The 17,625-nt window shown below is 30.2% G+C and carries 16 protein-coding genes; 7 read left to right on the forward strand and 9 right to left on the reverse strand.

All coding sequences use genetic code 11. The features are described from left to right. Positions 1-175 precede the first annotated feature (175 nt). Positions 176-2,209, forward strand: coding sequence for a methionine--tRNA ligase (gene metG / locus ACN0WB_RS03830; protein ID WP_417429023.1), 2,034 nt, complete (start codon positions 176-178; stop codon positions 2,207-2,209). Positions 2,210-2,376: 167 nt separating this feature from the next. After that, on the forward strand, positions 2,377-2,850 hold the full coding sequence (locus ACN0WB_RS03835; RefSeq protein WP_417429025.1) for a DUF962 domain-containing protein: 474 nt from the start codon (positions 2,377-2,379) through the stop codon (positions 2,848-2,850). Between the two features lie 39 nt (positions 2,851-2,889). Here ACN0WB_RS03835 and ACN0WB_RS03840 read toward each other — a convergent pair whose 3' ends face one another. The 6 genes from ACN0WB_RS03840 to mqo form a co-directional block, all read right to left on the reverse strand. Beyond that, positions 2,890-5,541 (reverse strand): MGH1-like glycoside hydrolase domain-containing protein, encoded by a 2,652-nt coding sequence (locus ACN0WB_RS03840; protein ID WP_417429026.1) that lies wholly within the window; start codon positions 5,539-5,541, stop codon positions 2,890-2,892. Between the two features lie 200 nt (positions 5,542-5,741). Next, positions 5,742-6,551 carry a glucose 1-dehydrogenase gene (locus ACN0WB_RS03845; RefSeq protein ID WP_417429028.1) on the reverse strand — a complete coding sequence of 270 codons (810 nt, stop codon included), beginning with the start codon at positions 6,549-6,551 and terminating at the stop codon, positions 5,742-5,744. A 68-nt stretch (positions 6,552-6,619) separates the two neighbouring features. After that, entirely contained in the window at positions 6,620-7,102 is a 483-nt protein-coding gene (locus ACN0WB_RS03850) for a GNAT family N-acetyltransferase (protein WP_417429030.1), read from the reverse strand. Positions 7,103-7,104: 2 nt separating this feature from the next. Next, positions 7,105-7,725 (reverse strand): DUF1684 domain-containing protein, encoded by a 621-nt coding sequence (locus ACN0WB_RS03855; RefSeq protein ID WP_417429031.1) that lies wholly within the window; start codon positions 7,723-7,725, stop codon positions 7,105-7,107. A gap of 14 nt (positions 7,726-7,739) precedes the next feature. Further along, on the reverse strand, positions 7,740-8,126 hold the full coding sequence (locus ACN0WB_RS03860; protein WP_417429033.1) for a hypothetical protein: 387 nt from the start codon (positions 8,124-8,126) through the stop codon (positions 7,740-7,742). A gap of 16 nt (positions 8,127-8,142) precedes the next feature. After that, on the reverse strand, positions 8,143-9,651 hold the full coding sequence (gene mqo / locus ACN0WB_RS03865) for a malate dehydrogenase (quinone) (RefSeq protein ID WP_417429035.1): 1,509 nt from the start codon (positions 9,649-9,651) through the stop codon (positions 8,143-8,145). A gap of 153 nt (positions 9,652-9,804) precedes the next feature. Between mqo and ACN0WB_RS03870 the strand changes: the two genes are divergently transcribed. Continuing rightward, positions 9,805-10,050 carry a type II toxin-antitoxin system ParD family antitoxin gene (locus tag ACN0WB_RS03870; RefSeq protein ID WP_417429037.1) on the forward strand — a complete coding sequence of 82 codons (246 nt, stop codon included), beginning with the start codon at positions 9,805-9,807 and terminating at the stop codon, positions 10,048-10,050. Beyond that, a complete protein-coding gene (locus tag ACN0WB_RS03875; RefSeq protein WP_417429039.1) occupies positions 10,047-10,349 on the forward strand; it encodes a type II toxin-antitoxin system RelE/ParE family toxin in 303 nt (100 codons plus the stop codon). The genes ACN0WB_RS03870 and ACN0WB_RS03875 overlap by 4 nt, the downstream gene beginning before the upstream one ends. Positions 10,350-11,016: 667 nt before the next feature. Here the strand turns inward: ACN0WB_RS03875 and ACN0WB_RS03880 are convergent. After that, positions 11,017-12,057 (reverse strand): NAD(P)H-dependent glycerol-3-phosphate dehydrogenase, encoded by a 1,041-nt coding sequence (locus tag ACN0WB_RS03880; RefSeq protein ID WP_417429041.1) that lies wholly within the window; start codon positions 12,055-12,057, stop codon positions 11,017-11,019. 164 nt (positions 12,058-12,221) lie between these two features. Between ACN0WB_RS03880 and ACN0WB_RS03885 the strand changes: the two genes are divergently transcribed. Continuing rightward, complete coding sequence (locus ACN0WB_RS03885) at positions 12,222-13,067, forward strand: M23 family metallopeptidase (RefSeq protein ID WP_417429043.1); 846 nt, start codon at positions 12,222-12,224, stop codon at positions 13,065-13,067. Positions 13,068-13,191: 124 nt separating this feature from the next. Here the strand turns inward: ACN0WB_RS03885 and lysS are convergent, their stop codons facing one another. Together lysS and ACN0WB_RS03895 are read right to left on the reverse strand one after the other, a co-directional pair. Further along, a complete protein-coding gene (gene lysS / locus ACN0WB_RS03890) occupies positions 13,192-14,889 on the reverse strand; it encodes a lysine--tRNA ligase (RefSeq protein WP_417429045.1) in 1,698 nt (565 codons plus the stop codon). Between the two features lie 136 nt (positions 14,890-15,025). Further along, positions 15,026-15,232, reverse strand: coding sequence for a hypothetical protein (locus ACN0WB_RS03895; protein WP_417429047.1), 207 nt, complete (start codon positions 15,230-15,232; stop codon positions 15,026-15,028). Positions 15,233-15,543: 311 nt separating this feature from the next. Between ACN0WB_RS03895 and ACN0WB_RS03900 the strand changes: the two genes are divergently transcribed. Then, a complete protein-coding gene (locus ACN0WB_RS03900) occupies positions 15,544-16,962 on the forward strand; it encodes an anthranilate synthase component I family protein (RefSeq protein ID WP_417429049.1) in 1,419 nt (472 codons plus the stop codon). A gap of 66 nt (positions 16,963-17,028) precedes the next feature. Then, the gene (locus ACN0WB_RS03905; RefSeq protein ID WP_417429051.1) at positions 17,029-17,625 is read left to right on the forward strand and encodes an anthranilate synthase component II; all 597 of its coding nucleotides are present in this window, start codon (positions 17,029-17,031) and stop codon (positions 17,623-17,625) included.

The following is a 17,625-nucleotide window of genomic DNA, read 5'->3' on the forward strand; positions in this document are numbered from 1 at the left end:
ATTTAAAAGATTTTATACCATTCTAATTTTTAATAAACTTATTTTACTTTAACATTTCATTAAACATTTGTTTAACTAAAAAAGATTATTGTCCCAGATTAAGACAGGAGAAATAAAAAAAAAGCTAAAAATTTTGCTATAATCTTTATATTTGCAGAGAAATTTACTCTAAAAAATGTCAGATAAAAAATTAATTACAGCCGCACTTCCTTATGCAAATGGACCCGTTCACATTGGTCATCTCGCAGGAGTTTATATTCCCGCAGATGTTTATGCAAGATTTGAACGTAGAATGGGAAAAGACGTGGCGTTTATTTGCGGTTCTGATGAACATGGAATTCCAATTACGATTCGTGCTAAAAAAGAAGGCGTTTCACCACAGAATATAGTGGATCAATACCACGAAATTATCAAGAAATCATTTTCAGATTTAGGAATTTCTTTCGACGAATATTCTAGAACTACCTCTCCAAAACACAGACAAGTCTCACAAGATTTTTTTACAACTTTATATGATAAAAATAAATTTATAGAAGAAACTTCTGAACAATATTTTGATGAAGAAGCAGAAGAATTTTTAGCCGATCGTTATATTGTAGGAACTTGTCCTAATTGTGGCAATGAAAATGCTTACGGCGACCAATGTGAAAAATGTGGAACAACGCTTTCTCCTTCAGAATTGATTAATCCACGTTCAATGTTAAGCGGAAATAGTCCTATTTTAAAAGAAACTAAAAATTGGTATTTGCCTTTAAATGATTACGAAGATTTTTTAAATAAATGGATTATTGAAGGTCATAAAGAAGATTGGAAACCGAACGTTTATGGACAAGTAAAATCTTGGTTAAATGATGGATTAAAACCCAGAGCAATGACGCGCGATTTAAATTGGGGCGTTCCTGTTCCTTTACCAAATGCAGACGGAAAAGTACTTTACGTTTGGTTTGACGCACCAATTGGTTACATTTCTTTTACCCAAGAATGGGCAGAAAAAACCGGAAAAAACTGGAAAGATTATTGGCAAAGTGACGATTCTGAACTCGTTCATTTTATTGGAAAAGATAATATTGTTTTTCATTGTATTATTTTCCCTGCAATGATGAAAGCACATGGCGATTATAAAATGCCAAAAAATGTTCCTGCTTTTGAGTTTTTAAATCTTGAAAATGATAAAATTTCGACCTCCAGAAATTGGGCAGTTTGGGCGCATGAATATGTAGAAGAATTTCCCGGTCAACAAGATGTTTTGCGTTATGCACTACTCTCTTCCGCGCCAGAAACAAAAGATAATAATTTTACTTGGAAAGATTTTCAAACTAAAAATAATTCGGAATTAGTCGGAATTTTCGGGAATTTTATTAATCGTGTAGCGGTTTTAATTAATAAATATTACGACGGAGTCATTCCTTCAGGAAATGAAAATGCAACGGAATTAAATGAAATTTCTAAAGCTGCAAAAGAAGTTAATCAATTTTTAACCAAATTTGAATTTAGAAACGCCTTAAGTTCAATGATGAATTTGGCTCGTTTCGGAAACCAGTATTTGCAAATTGAAGAGCCTTGGAAAACTATTAAAGAAAATCCTGAAAAAGCTGCAAATTCTTTATTTGTAGCGGCTCAAATTGCGGCAGGTTTAGCGCAAATTTGTGAACCATTTTTACCATTTAGTTCAGAAAAATTAATGAAAATGTTTAATTCTGAAAAATGGACTTGGCAAAAAATTGAAACTGAAAATGTACTTTTAAAAACAGGACACAAAATAAATGAAGCGTCACTTTTATTTTCTAAAATTGAAGATGAAACTATTGAATTCCAAATTCAAAAATTAGAAGCGACCAAACAAAATAATAAAAAAACCAATGCAAACGCAAAACCCATGAAAGACGAAATTCAATTTGACGATTTTACTAAAATTGACTTAAGAACGGCAACTATTTTAACTGCAGAAAAAGTTGAAAAAGCAGACAAATTATTAAAATTTTCCGTCGATACAGGAATTGATGTGAGAACTGTAGTTTCAGGAGTTGCAGAAAGTTTCACACCTGAAGAATGTGTAGGAAAACAAGTGATGATTTTAGCGAATTTAACACCCAGAAAAATCCGTGGAATTGAATCTCAAGGAATGCTTTTATTGACAACAAAAGAAGACGGAAAATTGGCTTTTGTAACGCCAGAAGTGAAAGTTGAAAACGGAATTGAAATCAGTTAAAAAAAATCATTTGTCATTCTGAACGGAGCAAAGCGAAGTGAAGAATTTTCTTTTAGTAGAGATTCTGCCTTCGTCAGAAATCAAAGATTCTACGTAGTCAATGACAAAAATAAATTTTTGAACGTATGAAACTTAAATCGATAAGCTAAAACCTAAAAACTGAAAGTATGAGAAAAATAGATTTACTTTTCGCAGAATATGCAGAAAGCCATCAAAACCACACGAATAAAATCATTCACTGGATTTGTATACCCTTAATTTTTTTGAGTATTTTAGGATTTATTTCACTAATCCCTGTTCCGCATATTTTTATTAAATTTTATGGTTATATAAGTATTGCGAGCTTAATTGCAATAGTTTTAGTAAGTTTATTTTATTTCAGATTATCCTGGAAAATTGCGCTATTGATGATTTTAATTATGTTTATTTTTGAGTTTATCATTTTTCATATTAATGTTTCATTTCGCCCTAATTCTTGGATAATTTTTTTAGTAATCTTTGTTCTTTCTTGGATCGGACAATTTTACGGTCACAAAATTGAAGGTAAGAAACCAAGTTTCCTGAAAGATTTACAATTTTTATTGGTTGGTCCAATTTGGTTGCTCAGTTTTATTTTGAAAAATTGGAATATTAAATATTAAAAAAACAAAATCCGAAAATTATATTTCGGATTTTATTTTCTATTCTTTGGGCGATTCTGTTTCCGCTTTATCCATTTTTTTCTTAGATAATCTTGGTTGCAATAATTTTGCAATTACCGCGGTCCAACCAGTTTGGTGTGATGCACCTACTCCACGTCCAGAATCTCCATCAAAATATTCATAAAATAAAATGTAATCTCGAAAATCTGGATCGTCTTGAAATCTCGGATATTGTCTGTTGAAAACGCGTTTCCCATCTTTCCCTTTTAAAAAAATATTTTTCAATCGATCTCCAAGTGAAGTTGCAATTTCATCTAAATTAAAATAATTTCCACTTCCTGTAGGATATTCCACTTTAAAATCTGGACTATAATAAAAGAAAAAACGTTGTAAACTTTCTATGATTAAAAAATTAATTGGAAACCAAATAGGTCCGCGCCAATTGCTATTTCCGCCAAACATGTAACTATCACTTTCTGCCGGTAAATATTTTACAGAAAAATCTTTACCATCTAAATTAATATGAAATGGATTGTCTTGATATTCTTTTGATAATGCCCGAATTCCAAATTCTCCCAAAAATTCTTTTTCATCAAGCATTCTATAAAGCAATCTTTTTAAACGATGACCGCGCAGCAAACTTAGTAAATGTTTAGAGTCTTCTCCTTTAACTTCCCAATGCGAAACAAGAGCCGCTAATTCTGGTTTATTATCTAAAACCCATTGCATTCTGGCTTTAAATTTTGGTAATTTTTCCAACATTTCCTCATCCATAACTTCTACTGCAAACATTGGGATTAAACCAACAATTGTTCTTAATCTTAAAAATAAACAAGTGCCATCTTTTAAAGAAAGTGCGTCATAGAAAAACTGATCTTGTTCATCCCACAAACTAAAGTTTTCTTCACCCATATTATCTAATGCTTTTGCAATGCTTAGAAAATGTTCAAAAAATTTAGTCGCCATATCTTGATAGACTTTATTGTAAAGCGCCAATTCCATTGCAATACGCATCATATTTAAAGCAAACATCGCCATCCAACTTGTTCCATCTGCTTGTTCCAAACTTTCGCCATCTGGTAATTTTTGACTTCGATCAAAAACACCAATATTATCTAAACCAAGAAATCCACCTTCAAAAATATTGTTTCCATTATTGTCTTTTTTATTTACCCACCAAGTGAAATTCATAAGTAATTTTTGAAAAACTGCTTCTAGAAATTCTAAATCCGGTTTGTTTTTTAAAGCTTCATCAATTTTAAAAACTCTAAATGCTGCATAGGCATGAACTGGTGGATTTACATCACTAAAATCCCATTCATAGGCGGGTAATTGTCCGTTTGGATGCATAAACCAATCGAGCGTTAATAATCTAAGTTGGTCTTTTGCAAAATCTGAATCTATTAAAGAAAAACCAATCGTGTGAAACGCCAAATCCCAAGTTGCAAACCACGGATATTCCCATTTATCGGGCATTGAAATAATGTTTAAACTATCTAAAGTTTCCCATTCATAATTTCTTATTTTTTTTCTACTTTCTGGCGGTTTTACTTCTGCAGGATCTCCATCTAACCATTTTTCTACATTATAATGGTAAAATTGTTTGCTCCATAAAAGTCCTGCAAAAGCTTGTCTTTGCACCAACTTTTCATCGTCAGTTTCTATTCCTTTTTGAATTTCTTTGTAAAATTCATTGGCTTCATTTTGTCTTAATTTAAATAAATTTTCGAAATCTTCAAATGGTTTTTCTAAATCTGCATCACAAAGTCTGAATTCAAAAGTTTTTGTTTCTAAAGCCGCAAAACTTTCTTCAATCATAAATGCGACTTTTGTACCCGTATTTTCAGGGTTTATTGTAGAATTATTTTTATTTATTATAAAATCATTAATTCCGTCTTTGCAAAATTTGGAAGTATTTGGTTGATGATAGATTTTTTTTTGATTGGTTTCATTATCACAAAAAAGTGGTTTTGCGGAAGTATTTGAATAAAGATTTTTTAAATTTAATTCTTTGTGATTTATTTTAATTTGATTTTCAGTAGTGGAAGAAAGTTGAGGTTTATAATCGTTATAACCCCAATTCCAAGTATTTCTGTACCATAAAGTTGGAAGTAAAATTAACGGGGCTTCTACGTTTGCTTTATTGGTGATAGTTAATTTTATTAAAATATCTTCGGGTGAATTTTTTGCATATTCAATAAAAATATCAAAATATTCATTTTGATCAAATATTCCGGTATCAATTAATTCATATTCCGGATTTTCTTTTCCCGCTGCTGCATTTTTATCAATTAAATCTTCATAAGGAAAAGCATTTTGTGGATATTTATAAAGCATTTTCATGTAAGAATGCGTTGGAGTACTATCTAAATAATAATAATATTCTTTCACATCTTCGCCGTGATTTCCTTGTGAATTAGAAAGTCCGAATAAACGTTCTTTAATAATTTGATCTTTTTTATTCCAAAATCCTACCGAAAAAACTATTAATTGTTTATCGTCACAAATCCCACAAATTCCTTCTTCTCCCCATCTATAGGTGGTAGATTCTGCAGAAAAATAATTGGTATAATTCCACGCATCACCATTTGCGCTGTAATCTTCTCTTACCAAACCCCATTCTCTGTTACTTACGTATGGTCCATATTTCTTCCATTCAGTATGTGGAAGGCGTTTTTGTTCTGCGGTCATATTTAAGATGTTAGAAATTAGATTAAAGATTTTGGAAAACGATACAATATAAAAAAAATGTATGACTTTTTACTCTCGAAACTGCGCTTTAGCGTGAGTAAGTTCTCCGACGTGGTGGAAGAAGATGATGGAAAGTGGCGTAAAAAGATATCCGATTTAAGAATTTTCAATTTTTTGTTACATTTCCATTACAATGGAATTTATCCATTTTCAGAAAAACTCTCAAATGTGGTCATTCCACCATCAATGAAAATACTTGCACCTGTAATATAATCCGCTGCATCGCTTGCTAAAAATACCGCTAGATTTCCTATATCTTGTGGTTGTCCAATTCTATTATACGGAATGAGCGTCATCAAAGAATTTAAGGCTTCTTGTGAACTCCACGCTCCTTTATTAATATTGGTTTGAATAGCACCCGGACAAATTGAATTTACTCTTATTTTTCTACTGCCAAATTCTTGAGCTAAAGTTTGCATCAACATTCGGATTGCGCCTTTGCTACTCGCGTAATTTGCATGACCGCCCCACGGAATTATTTCGTGAACGGAAGAAATATGAATGATTTTTCCGCAAGCAACGGAACGAGTTTCATCGATTCCGCGTTTTAAAAAAACTTTTATGGCTTCTCTTGCACAAAGAAATTGACCAGTTAAATTCACGCCAATCACTGCGTTCCATTGGTCTAAAGTCATTTCTTCAAATTTTGAATCTTTCTGAATTCCTGCATTATTAACTAAAATATCAACCGTTCCATAAGCAGAAACAATATCTTGAAACATTTTAATCACTTCTTCTTCTTTTGAAACATCGCACTTGTAAACCATTCCTTTTCCACCATTATCGGTAATTTCTTTTAAAACTTTTTCTGCATCTGAAATTGCGCCGTCAAAAGGATAATTAATAATAACTGTAGCGCCAGATTTAGCCATTGATTTTGCAATTCCCGCGCCGATGCCGCTTGATGAACCTGTAATTAAAGCAATTTGATTTTTGAGCGAGATTTCCATTTTTTAATTATTTACTCAAATTTAGTGAAGTGAAATTTTAATGGCGAATTATTAAACTTAAAATTTTCTTAAATTTTTTTGCATAAAATTTTCTGAAGTCCACTCTTTCCAGATATAATTTTACCAAAAAAATGGAAACCTGTCTTTAAATAAATTTGATAAGCCAACTCATTTCTTTCATTTACAGACAAAATGATTTCATTCACTTTGGGGAAATTATTTTTCACAAAATCTGTTATAAGAAACATTGCAGATTTTCCGATTCCTTCTCCTTGAAATTTGGGATTTACAGAAAAGGAACGAACCAATATAGAATCAGGATTTTCCGTAAGTCCAAATTTATCTTCTCCTAAATCTAAAACGAAAAAGCCGACGGGTTTTTCATCCAAAAAAATAGAAATTGGTTGAGAAAAAAAATCACTATTCAATTCTCTTTCTTTAATTCTTTCTAAAACTAAATTTAAGGTTGCAGTAAATTCCATTTGGAGTTCACTTAAATTGTAATTTAAATCTTCGAAATCTTTTGGTTTATAAAATTTAAGAAAAATCATTTTTAATGCTCGAAATAAGTGTTCAAATATTTTACGCCCGCTTCAATTCTGATGGGTAAAGAATTTTCTTTTGGAACAACGGGACAATTGTAATCATAAGCATTATAAGCGCAATACGGTTGATAAGATTGATTGAAATCTATCACAATTTTATCCGTTTTTGGGATTCTTAAATCTAAATATTTTCCGCCACCATAAGTTTCGTGATTGTTGGTTAAATCATGAAAAGGTAGAAAAAGATAATCTTCAAATCCTTTTTGTTTCATTAAATCTTGACTTTGATAAATAGTTAAAGAATATTTCTTTCCTTCTAAATTAAAAGTGGCTTTTCCATAAGCTTTATAAGTTTTTGATTTACCAGAACTTGTGGGTAATTGGAAACTTGGGCTATTTGTAAGTTTAGTAAAATCAGCTTTTACGCGGTATTTTAAATTAATTGGAAAGAACGGATGAACGGTAAAATTCTTAAAATTTTCTCCTCTTAAAGGGGTTTCTTTTGGATTTTGGTATTCGGTATTTAAATCTTTTTGAAATTTTTGAATATCTGCAATTTCAGATTTTTTATTGGGAGTTGCGCAAGAAAACAAAAGGAAAATGATAGAAAAATAAAATAGGTTTTTCATAAATTTTTTTAGTTTTAAATATTAATATTATAAACATCTGTCTTATTTCTCTCAATTTTCGGCACATAAAAACCACCACTTTCTGGAATTATTTCAGCCAAATCAAAATGAGTACAATCTTTTGGTAAACCACTAAAAACTAGAGTAAACCAATAATTTTCTACCAAAGGAACTTCCATCCAATCGGGATTAAAACAAATGTTATTTGCGAAAAGCAGTTTGCTTTTGTGAGAAGATTGCGTGTCTAATAAATAAGTAGTTTTCCAAATTCTAATTAACATTCCAAAAGCAAAATTATTTTTAAAACAACAATGCACGATGACTTGTTGCTCTGTAGAAATTTCAGTTTTTAAATCTTCTAAAATTTTCTTTTCAATAAATGGTTTTACAATTGTAGACAATGGGATTTTTTTAAAATTAATCGTAATCTAATTCTAAAATTTCTTTAGAATAATTTCTAACTTTCTCCGTCAATTCGGGATTTTCAGATAATTTTTTTCCATAACTCGGAAAAATTTCCAACAATTTTTCATGCCATTCATTTTCCATTTTTTCAGGAAAACATTCTTCTAAAATATGTAGCATTGCAAAAGCAGCAGTTGAAGCACCTGGAGAAGCGCCTAAAATTGCGGCAATTGTTTTATTTTTATTAATCACCACTTCAGTTCCGAATTCTAATTTGCCACCTTTCTCGTCATCTTTTTTAATAACTTGTACTCTTTGACCCGCAATTTTCAGTTCCCAATCTTCTTCTTTTGCATCTTTTACAAATTGTCTTAAGTGTGCAATTCTTTGGGTTTTCGTCATCGCCACTTGTTCAATTAAATATTTTGTTAACGGTAAATTATGCCACCACGCACCAAAAAGAGAACGAATATTACTTAAATTTACGCTTTCAGGTAAATCTAAATAACTTCCATTTTTAAGAAATTTTGTAGAAAATCCTGCAAAAGGACCAAAAAGCAACGCTTCTTCACCATCAATTATTCGCAAATCTAAATGTGGAACGCTCATTGGAGGCGCATTTAAACCAGCTTGAGTATAAACTTTTGCTTGGTGTTGTGCAATTAATTCCTTATTGTGAGTAACCAACCATTGTCCGGAAACGGGAAATCCTCCGTAACCTTCACTTTCTTTAATATCTGAACTTTCTAAAAGTGGTAATGCATAACCTCCTGCTCCAATAAAAACAAATTTAGCAGAAACTTTCTTACTTTTTCCTGTCATTCGGTTTTTCACTTTCATTTTCCAAGTGCCGTTTTTTTCTAAATCTAAATCTTTCACTTCATGATAAAGAAAAACATCTACCAAAGAATCTTCGGCTAAAAAACGCCCCATTTTTCTTGTTAAACTTCCAAAATTTACATCAGTTCCAAGATCCATTTTGGTAGCTGCCAAAACTTCTTCGTCTTTTCTCTTAGACATAATTAAAGGAATCCATTCTCGCAATTGATTGTGATCGGTGGAAAATTTCATTCCTTTAAATAAATTGGAAGTTATCATTTTATCATGACGCTTTTTGAGATATTCTGCGTCCTTTTCACCAAAAACTAAACTCATGTGTGGACAAGAATTAATGAAATCTTTTGGATTTTCAATATATTTTTTTGAAATTAAATAAGACCAAAACTGCTTTGAAATTTCAAATTGCTCTGCAATCTTTTCGGCTTTTGAAATATCGATTGTTCCGTCTTCATTTTCTGGTGTATAATTGAGTTCACAAAAAGCGGAATGTCCTGTTCCGGCGTTGTTCCACGCGGCTGAACTTTCTTTTGCAAATCTTCCGAGACGTTCAAAAATGGCTATTTTTAAATTCGGTTCAAACTCATGAAGTAAAGTTCCCAAAGTGGTACTCATTATTCCGCCACCAATCAGAATGATGTCGTATTCGTTTTTTATATCTGTATTTGTGAGAAAATTTGGCATAAATAAATTTTATGCTACGAATTTCGTGAAAAGTTTTTTGTTTAAAGATTTTTTAAGTTAAAACTTATATAAGTAATTTTAGATTAAAATAATTAACATATAATTTTTTAATTATACCAACAATTGGTATATTTGAATTTAAAATAAAAAATAATGGCAAAAAATACTTCAATTTTAATAGGTGATTATTTTGATGATTTCATAAACCGTCAAATAAAATCTGGGCATTTTACTTCTGCAAGTGAAGTTGTGAGAACTGCTTTAAGACTTTTTGAAAATCAAGAATCTAAAAAAGCATTATTAATTAGCGAACTAAAAAAAGGAGAAAAATCTGGATTTTCAAAAGATTTCAACCGTGATGGTTTTTTAGATAAGATGAAAAATCAATCCGCTAAATGATGAATTACAAAATTTCTAAATTAGCTGAAATTGATTTAGAAAACATTTGGATTTACACCTGTGAAAATTGGTCTGAAGTACAAGCGATCAGATATTACAATTTGATAATGGACGAAATTGAATATCTTGCTGAGAATCCTAAATCGGGAAAAGATTACAACGACCTTCGAAAAGGATATTTTTGTACAAAAGTAAAATCTCATTTTATTTTTTACAAAATAAATTTAAAAGAATTAAGAATTGAAATTATTAGAATTCTCCATCAGCAAATGGATATTGAACTTCATCTTGAAGGATAAAAAACTTCGCTTTTTATATCTGTATTTGTGAGAAAATTTGGCATAAATAAATTTTATGCTACGAATTTCGGGTAAAGTTTTTTGTTTAAAGATTTATGCGGAGAGAATTTTTTTTGAATTAAAATAATATGTTGTTTATATTTGACTTAAATGAAAATAAAACTTCTAACTAAAATAAATTTAAAAAATATATTGTTTCAGTTTTTACTGTTTATTTTTTAGGACTTTCATTTAGAACTTTTGCCTGTTTTCAAAATATTAAAATGACCGAAATTTTTGTAAAAAGTGAAATTTAGACGAAATTAAAACCTATTTTAGAATTGAAAATTTTGATGGGAGTGATATTTCTGATTTCAGTTTAACTTTATTATTCAGCGGTTATTTTGCGGTTTTATTAGGAATTTTAATTTCTCTTATGATTAATTATCATCGAAAAATATCGCAATTAAATTTACTTTTTATTGCAATACCTAATTTGATACTTCTCTATTTCCATGAAGATTTTAATAAACCTGCGTATTATTTAAGTTTGATATTTTTGAATGAAGATTTAAAATCAAAAATTATATTAGTTGGAATATTATTTTTCATAATTTCCATTTTATATTTTTTATTTTAGTTCGAAATTATCTTTTAAAAAGGAAAAATCTGAGATTATTTAATTTCTTTAGTTCAACTTCAAAGTCAGTTTCTTAAACAATTTCTCCGCACTTTTTTCTTCATATAAAATCTGATAAATTGTATTAATTATCGGTAAATCTATTTTTTTTTCTTTACCGGTTTTATAGACAGAATCTGCCGCGTAATAACCTTCTGCAATCATATTCATAGATTGAATTGCAGATTTTACGGTGTAACCTTTTCCAATTAAATTTCCCAAACTTCGGTTTCTAGAAAATAAGGAATATGCAGTTACCAATAAATCTCCGAGATACGCACTTTCATTCACGTCACGTGGTTCTTCGTAAATCGCTTCCAAAAAAACTTCCATTTCACGGATAGCGTTTGAGACAAAAACAGCAGCAAAGTTATCTCCATAACCTAATCCAGAAGCCATTCCGGCGCCGATTGCATAAATATTTTTTAAAATAGCGCTGTATTCATTTCCCAAGATATCTTTGCTCGTATGAACATTAATAAAATCTGATGCAAATAATTTTTTTAAAATCTCGCCCACTTTATGTTCTGCAGTTGCAATTGTAAGATAAGATAAACGCTCCATCCCCACTTCTTCTGCGTGACAAGGTCCTGCAATTACCGCTTGAGATTTAAACCCTATTTTAAAGACATCTCGCAAATAATGTGCTACAACATCATTGTGTTTTGGCACAATTCCTTTGATGGCAGAAACAAAAATTTTATTAGAATAATCGCAAGTCATTTTCTCTATGGCATCTGAAAGATAAATAGACGGCGTCGCTAAAACGATAACATCACAATTGGAAACCAATTCATTAATTTCAGTTGTTAAAATTAAATTTTCTTTTTTAAAACTAACGGAAGTCAGATAAACTGGATTATGACCGCGAAGTTCTATGGCTCCTTTTACAAATTCATTTCGTACACACCAATAAACTTTATCAGAATTCTCTACCAACATTTTTACAATTGCGGTTGCAAAACTACCACTTCCAACTACTCCAACTTTTCCAGAATTTTTTAATTCTTTTTCTGAAACTATTTTTTTATCCGTCAATTTTTTTGTCATAATTAATTCTGAGTATTACAAATATATGAATTGTGCTTCATTATTACCTTCCCAATTTTTAAAGAATTTAATTTTAACATTCTTTCTTAAAGTTTGTTAAAACTAACTTTTGAATATAATAAATATTTACTTTTGCCGTCTGAAAAATTTAATTTTAATTATTTATGAAACAATTTCTGAAAAGAAAGAAAAATATACAGTTACTTTTAGGTGGTTTTTTATTCTTAATTTTTCTTCAAAGTATTATAATAGCGAAACTATTTTCGGAAAGAAATTATAAAAATTATGAAGTCAATTTAGTTAAAATAAATACTCAAAAAGACAGTATAGATTATTTTAAAATGAAAACCGACTTAGGACAAATTGACCAAACTATTCGTAATTTACATCAATTTTTAAGCTCCAAAAATATAGAAGACCAAAATATTAATTTCCTTTCTAAAGACAGTTTGAGCGATGCAGTTTATGTTTCTAAACAAAGCAATCGTTACAGTCAATATTTAGTAAATCTTCAAAATAAATTACAAACTATTCCTTTAGGTTTGCCAACAAACGGATATATTTCTTCTAATTTCGGTAAAAGAGTAAATCCTATTCCAAAAAGAACGGTTTTATTAGCTTCTGTAACGGGTTCTGAAAATTCTAAAAAAGATAGTTTAGAAGCTAATAAAGCAAATGGAAAACCAGAAGCTGATGAAATGCAATTTCACAAAGGTTTAGATATTGCCGTTGCTTTTGGAACTGATGTGAGATGCGCCGCTACAGGAACCGTTATTTTTTCAGGTCAAAAAGGCGGTTATGGAAATTGCATTATTGTTTCCCACGGAAATGGTTTAGCTACACTTTACGGACATCTTTCCGAACTTTTAGTGAAAGCAAATGACGTGGTAAAAGTCAATGATATAATCGCAAAATCTGGAAATACAGGTCGTTCAACTGGGCCACATTTGCATTATGAAGTTCATAAAAATAATACGCCGGTAAATCCGAGATTATTTTTGAATTTATAAAAAGTAAAAAATCCTGAAATTTTCAGGATTTTTTTTTGAATTTACTCTCGTAGATTTTCCAAATTGAGCAGACTTTTAAAAAGTATTTATTCTGCGTTTTCTGTAGAATCTGCGATAGTAAAAATTAAACGATTTTCACAGAAACGACATCGTCCGTTTTCTCAATTTTAATTAAATTATTTTTAGATAAATTTTTAGAAGATTTATCCCATTTTTTACCAGAGAATTTAGATTGTTCTTTTAAATCATTTAAAGACATTTCGCCATTATTTTGGTTTAATAATTTTAAAAGTAATTCATCATCTTCTGATAATTCTACTTTTGGCAAGACTTTTTCTGGGCGCATTTGTGGGAAAAATAATACTTCCTGAATGCTTTCATTATTGGTTAAAAACATAATTAATCGGTCCATTCCGATTCCCAAACCAGAAGTTGGAGGCATTCCGTATTCTAATGCGCGAAGAAAATCATTGTCGATAAACATTGCTTCGTCATCGCCTCTTTCGGATAATTGCATTTGAGATTCAAAACGTTCTCTTTGGTCAATCGGATCATTTAATTCAGAATAAGCGTTTGCGATTTCTTTTCCGCAAACCATTAACTCAAATCTTTCGGTTAAACCTTCTTTGCTTCTGTGTTTTTTGGTTAAAGGTGACATTTCAATCGGATAATCAGTAATAAAAGTCGGTTGAATAAATTTTCCTTCACATTTTTCTCCAAAAATTTCATCAATTAATTTTCCTTTACCCATAGATTCATCCACTTCAACTCCTATGGATTTTGCAAAAGTAAAAATTTCTTCTTCTGATTTTCCAGTAATGTCAAATCCCGTAAATTTTTGAATGGCTTCTGTCATAGAAACTCTTGGATAGGGCGCTTTCCAATTAATAGTATGTTCGCCAAAAGTAGAATCTGTCGTTCCATTCACTTGAATTGCAGAAAATTCTAACAATTTTTCTGTGAAATCCATCATCCAATTGTAATCTTTGTAAGCCACATAAATTTCCATTGCGGTAAATTCTGGATTGTGCGTTCTATCCATTCCTTCATTCCTAAAGTTTTTAGAAAACTCATAAACACCGTCAAATCCACCTACAATAAGTCTTTTAAGATACAATTCATTCGCAATTCTTAAATATAATGGAATATCTAAAGCATTATGATGTGAGATAAAGGGTTTTGCTGCAGCTCCACCCGGAATTGCTTGTAAAATGGGTGTTTCCACTTCAAAATATCCTGCGTTGTTAAAATAAGTTCGCATCGCATTAAATAATTTTGTGCGTTTTATAAAAACTTCTTTTACTTGCGGATTGACGATTAAATCAACATATCTCTGTCTGTAACGCAATTCAGGATCATTAAAAGCATCAAAAACATTTCCTTCTTCGTCCGTTCTTGGTTGTGGAAGCGGGCGTAAAGTTTTGGTTAACAAAGTGAAATTGGAAACTTTTACGGTCATTTCTCCAACTTGTGTCGTGAATAATTCCCCTTCAATTCCGATGATATCTCCGATGTCTAAAAGATGTTTATAAACTTCATTATATAAAGTTTTATCTTCTCCTTTGCAAATTTCATCTCTGTTAAAGTAAACTTGAATTTTCCCTTCAGAATCCTGAAGTTCAGCAAAAGAAGCTTTTCCCTGAATTCTGCGTGACATTAATCGACCAGCTAATTTTACTTTCTTTCCTTCTGCGAAATTTTCTTTTATGGATTTTGAAGTGTCCGTAAATTTGTATTCTGCGGCAGGAAAAGCGTCGATTCCTAAAGCATTTAATTTAGATAGTTTTTCTCTTCGAATGACTTCTTGTTCTGATAATTGCATTTATTTTGTGTAATTTTATAAGTTGCAAATATAATTAATTTAAAGCTATTTGCTTACTTACTAAAAGCAAAAAAGCTTTCCAATTTAATGAAAAGCTTTTATTTTTAAATAAAATTCTGATTATATTTCAATAAAATTATTTTGACATTGTACTATCAGATTTCATTGGTTTCATAGCAGTTGAATCCATTTTAACTGCTCCATCGGTTGGTTTTGAATCTGATTTAATTGTTGTACTATCTGGTTCTTCCATCATTGTGTTACTTTCGGTATTTTCAGTTTTTTTTGAACATGCGGAAAGCGTTAAAGCACCGAGAAATGCTACTACTAATAATTTTTTCATAATACTTTTATTTTTTTTCAAATGTAAGAGTTATTTATTGTTATAGAAAATTTTGCAATTAATTTAAATAACTTTGTGTTGTTTCAAAAATCTTTTCTACATTTGCCTCAGAATTAATCTAAATTAATTTTAGGAATTACAAAATGAATATTTTAAACAAAAATTGGTGGTGGCATTTCAACTCTTCGCGGGTCTGAAATACATTTCTTTTGTTTAAATTTTTAAAAATATAATTTAAGATTTTATTAGACTTTAGCGAAATGTTAAAGTCTTTTTTTATGTCTTGAAATCAAAATAACTAAATTTAAAATATGGAATTTTCACAGAAAATTATTTATAAAACTTCGGTAAAATCTACCCTAAGTGACCTTTTTACACCTGTAGGAATTTATCTTCGATTGCGAGATCAATTTAGAGATACTGTTCTTTTAGAAAGTGCCGGAAATCAAAATTCGCAAAATAATTTCTCGTTTATTGCCGTTAATGCGATTGGCGGAATTGAAATTAAAAACTTTAATGAAGCCGAAGTAAAATTTCCACTTGAACCTTCTTTTAAAATGAATTTAAAAGATGAAAAGTTAACGGATGTTTTACAAAATTTCTGTAAATGTTTTAAAGGCGAACTTCCAATTCACGATTTGGGAAAATCTGCACAAGGTTTATTTGGATATACAAGTTATGATGCAATTCCTTTTTTTGAAAATATTAAATTTAAAGAGCACTCTGAAGAAAATAAAATTCCATTATTAAGATACAGATTTTATCAATTTGTGATTGCTATTAATCATTTTAACGATGAAATGTTTTTAATTGAAAATAAAATAAAAGGCTTAAAATCTGATATTTCTAAAATTGAAAATTTAATCAATCAAAAAAATGCTCCAATTTTTCCCTTCAATAAAATAGACAAAGAAAAATCTAATCTTACGGATGAAAACTACAGAGAAAATGTTGAAAAAGCCAAAAAACATTGTTTCCGTGGCGATGTGTTTCAATTGGTTTTATCTAGAAGATTTGAGCAAAAATTTCAAGGTGACGATTTTAATGTTTACCGCGCTTTGCGAAATATTAATCCGTCACCTTATCTTTTTTACTTTGATTATGGCGATTATAAATTATTTGGTTCTTCGCCAGAAAGTCAATTGATTATAAAAGATGGAAAAGCAATAATTCACCCAATTGCAGGAACTTTTAAAAGAACCGGCGTTTTAGAAGAAGATTTAAAATCTGCTGAAGAATTAAAAAAAGATCCCAAAGAAAATGCGGAACATACGATGTTAGTTGATTTAGCACGAAACGATTTAAGCATTATTGGTAAAAATACAACAGTTACAAAATTAAAAGAAATTCAGTTTTTTTCACACGTGATTCATATGGTTTCTGAAGTGACGGCAAAAACTTTACTAAATCAGAATCCTTTTGAAATGATTGCGACTACTTTCCCACAAGGAACTTTAAGTGGCGCTCCAAAATATAGAGCGATGGAATTAATTGATGAATATGAAAAAACATCGCGTGGTTTTTACGGCGGTTGTTTGGGTTTTGTTGGTTTTGATGGAAGCTGTAATCAGGCAATAATGATTCGAACATTTTTAAGTAAAAACAATACTTTATTTTACCAAGCCGGTGCAGGAATTGTTGCAAAATCTTCTGCTGAAAATGAATTACAGGAAGTAAATAATAAACTGAGTGCTTTGAAAAAAGCAATTCTAAAAGCAGAATCAATATAATGTATTGTCTTTATTTTTCAGTTGATAGAAAAATCACAATCACTAAAACAAATAATTATTAAAGAAATGAAAAAAAATACTGAAAAATCAACATCAAAAATTCTGGTTTTAGATAATTACGACAGTTTCACTTACAATTTGGTTCAGATGATTGAAGAAATTGTGGACGCAAAAATTGACGTTTTCCGAAATAATGAAATCTCGTTAGACGATGTTGAAAAATATGACAAGATCATTTTGTCACCCGGTCCAGGAATTCCTAAAGAATCAGGAATTTTATTAGATTTAATTAAAACTTACGCACCCAAAAAATCAATTTTCGGTGTTTGTCTTGGCTTACAAGCAATTGGAGAAGCTTTTGGAGGAAATTTAATTAATCTTTCAGAAATTTATCACGGTGTTGCCACAGAAGTGCAAATTTTAAATCCAAAGAGTAAGATTTTTAAAAATTTCCCAGAAACTTTTGAAGCAGGAAGATACCATTCTTGGGCGCTTTCTCCAGAAGATTTTCCAAAAGAATTAGAAATTACAGCAATTGATAAAGACAAAATGATTATGGCATTGCAACATAAAATTTACGATGTTCAAGCCGTACAGTTTCATCCCGAAAGTATTTTAACTCCAAAAGGAAAAGAAATTTTGGAAAATTTTTTAAAGAATTAA

The organism is Halpernia sp. (genome assembly GCF_048269545.1).
Classification (GTDB): Bacteria; Bacteroidota; Bacteroidia; order Flavobacteriales; family Weeksellaceae; genus Halpernia.

What these genes read in the sequence shown, in the direction of transcription:
- ACN0WB_RS03880 (WP_417429041.1), bottom strand. Translation starts at nt 12,057, where the DNA reads ATGACAAAAAAATTGACGGATAAAAAAATAGTTTCAGAAAAAGAATTA.
- ACN0WB_RS03905 (WP_417429051.1), top strand. Translation starts at nt 17,029, where the DNA reads ATGAAAAAAAATACTGAAAAATCAACATCAAAAATTCTGGTTTTAGAT.
- ACN0WB_RS03870 (WP_417429037.1), top strand. Translation starts at nt 9,805, where the DNA reads ATGGCAAAAAATACTTCAATTTTAATAGGTGATTATTTTGATGATTTC.
- ACN0WB_RS03845 (WP_417429028.1), bottom strand. Translation starts at nt 6,551, where the DNA reads ATGGAAATCTCGCTCAAAAATCAAATTGCTTTAATTACAGGTTCATCA.
- ACN0WB_RS03895 (WP_417429047.1), bottom strand. Translation starts at nt 15,232, where the DNA reads ATGAAAAAATTATTAGTAGTAGCATTTCTCGGTGCTTTAACGCTTTCC.
- ACN0WB_RS03850 (WP_417429030.1), bottom strand. Translation starts at nt 7,102, where the DNA reads ATGATTTTTCTTAAATTTTATAAACCAAAAGATTTCGAAGATTTAAAT.
- ACN0WB_RS03855 (WP_417429031.1), bottom strand. Translation starts at nt 7,725, where the DNA reads ATGAAAAACCTATTTTATTTTTCTATCATTTTCCTTTTGTTTTCTTGC.
- ACN0WB_RS03875 (WP_417429039.1), top strand. Translation starts at nt 10,047, where the DNA reads ATGATGAATTACAAAATTTCTAAATTAGCTGAAATTGATTTAGAAAAC.
- lysS (WP_417429045.1), bottom strand. Translation starts at nt 14,889, where the DNA reads ATGCAATTATCAGAACAAGAAGTCATTCGAAGAGAAAAACTATCTAAA.
- metG (WP_417429023.1), top strand. Translation starts at nt 176, where the DNA reads ATGTCAGATAAAAAATTAATTACAGCCGCACTTCCTTATGCAAATGGA.
- ACN0WB_RS03835 (WP_417429025.1), top strand. Translation starts at nt 2,377, where the DNA reads ATGAGAAAAATAGATTTACTTTTCGCAGAATATGCAGAAAGCCATCAA.
- mqo (WP_417429035.1), bottom strand. Translation starts at nt 9,651, where the DNA reads ATGCCAAATTTTCTCACAAATACAGATATAAAAAACGAATACGACATC.
- ACN0WB_RS03885 (WP_417429043.1), top strand. Translation starts at nt 12,222, where the DNA reads ATGAAACAATTTCTGAAAAGAAAGAAAAATATACAGTTACTTTTAGGT.
- ACN0WB_RS03900 (WP_417429049.1), top strand. Translation starts at nt 15,544, where the DNA reads ATGGAATTTTCACAGAAAATTATTTATAAAACTTCGGTAAAATCTACC.
- ACN0WB_RS03840 (WP_417429026.1), bottom strand. Translation starts at nt 5,541, where the DNA reads ATGACCGCAGAACAAAAACGCCTTCCACATACTGAATGGAAGAAATAT.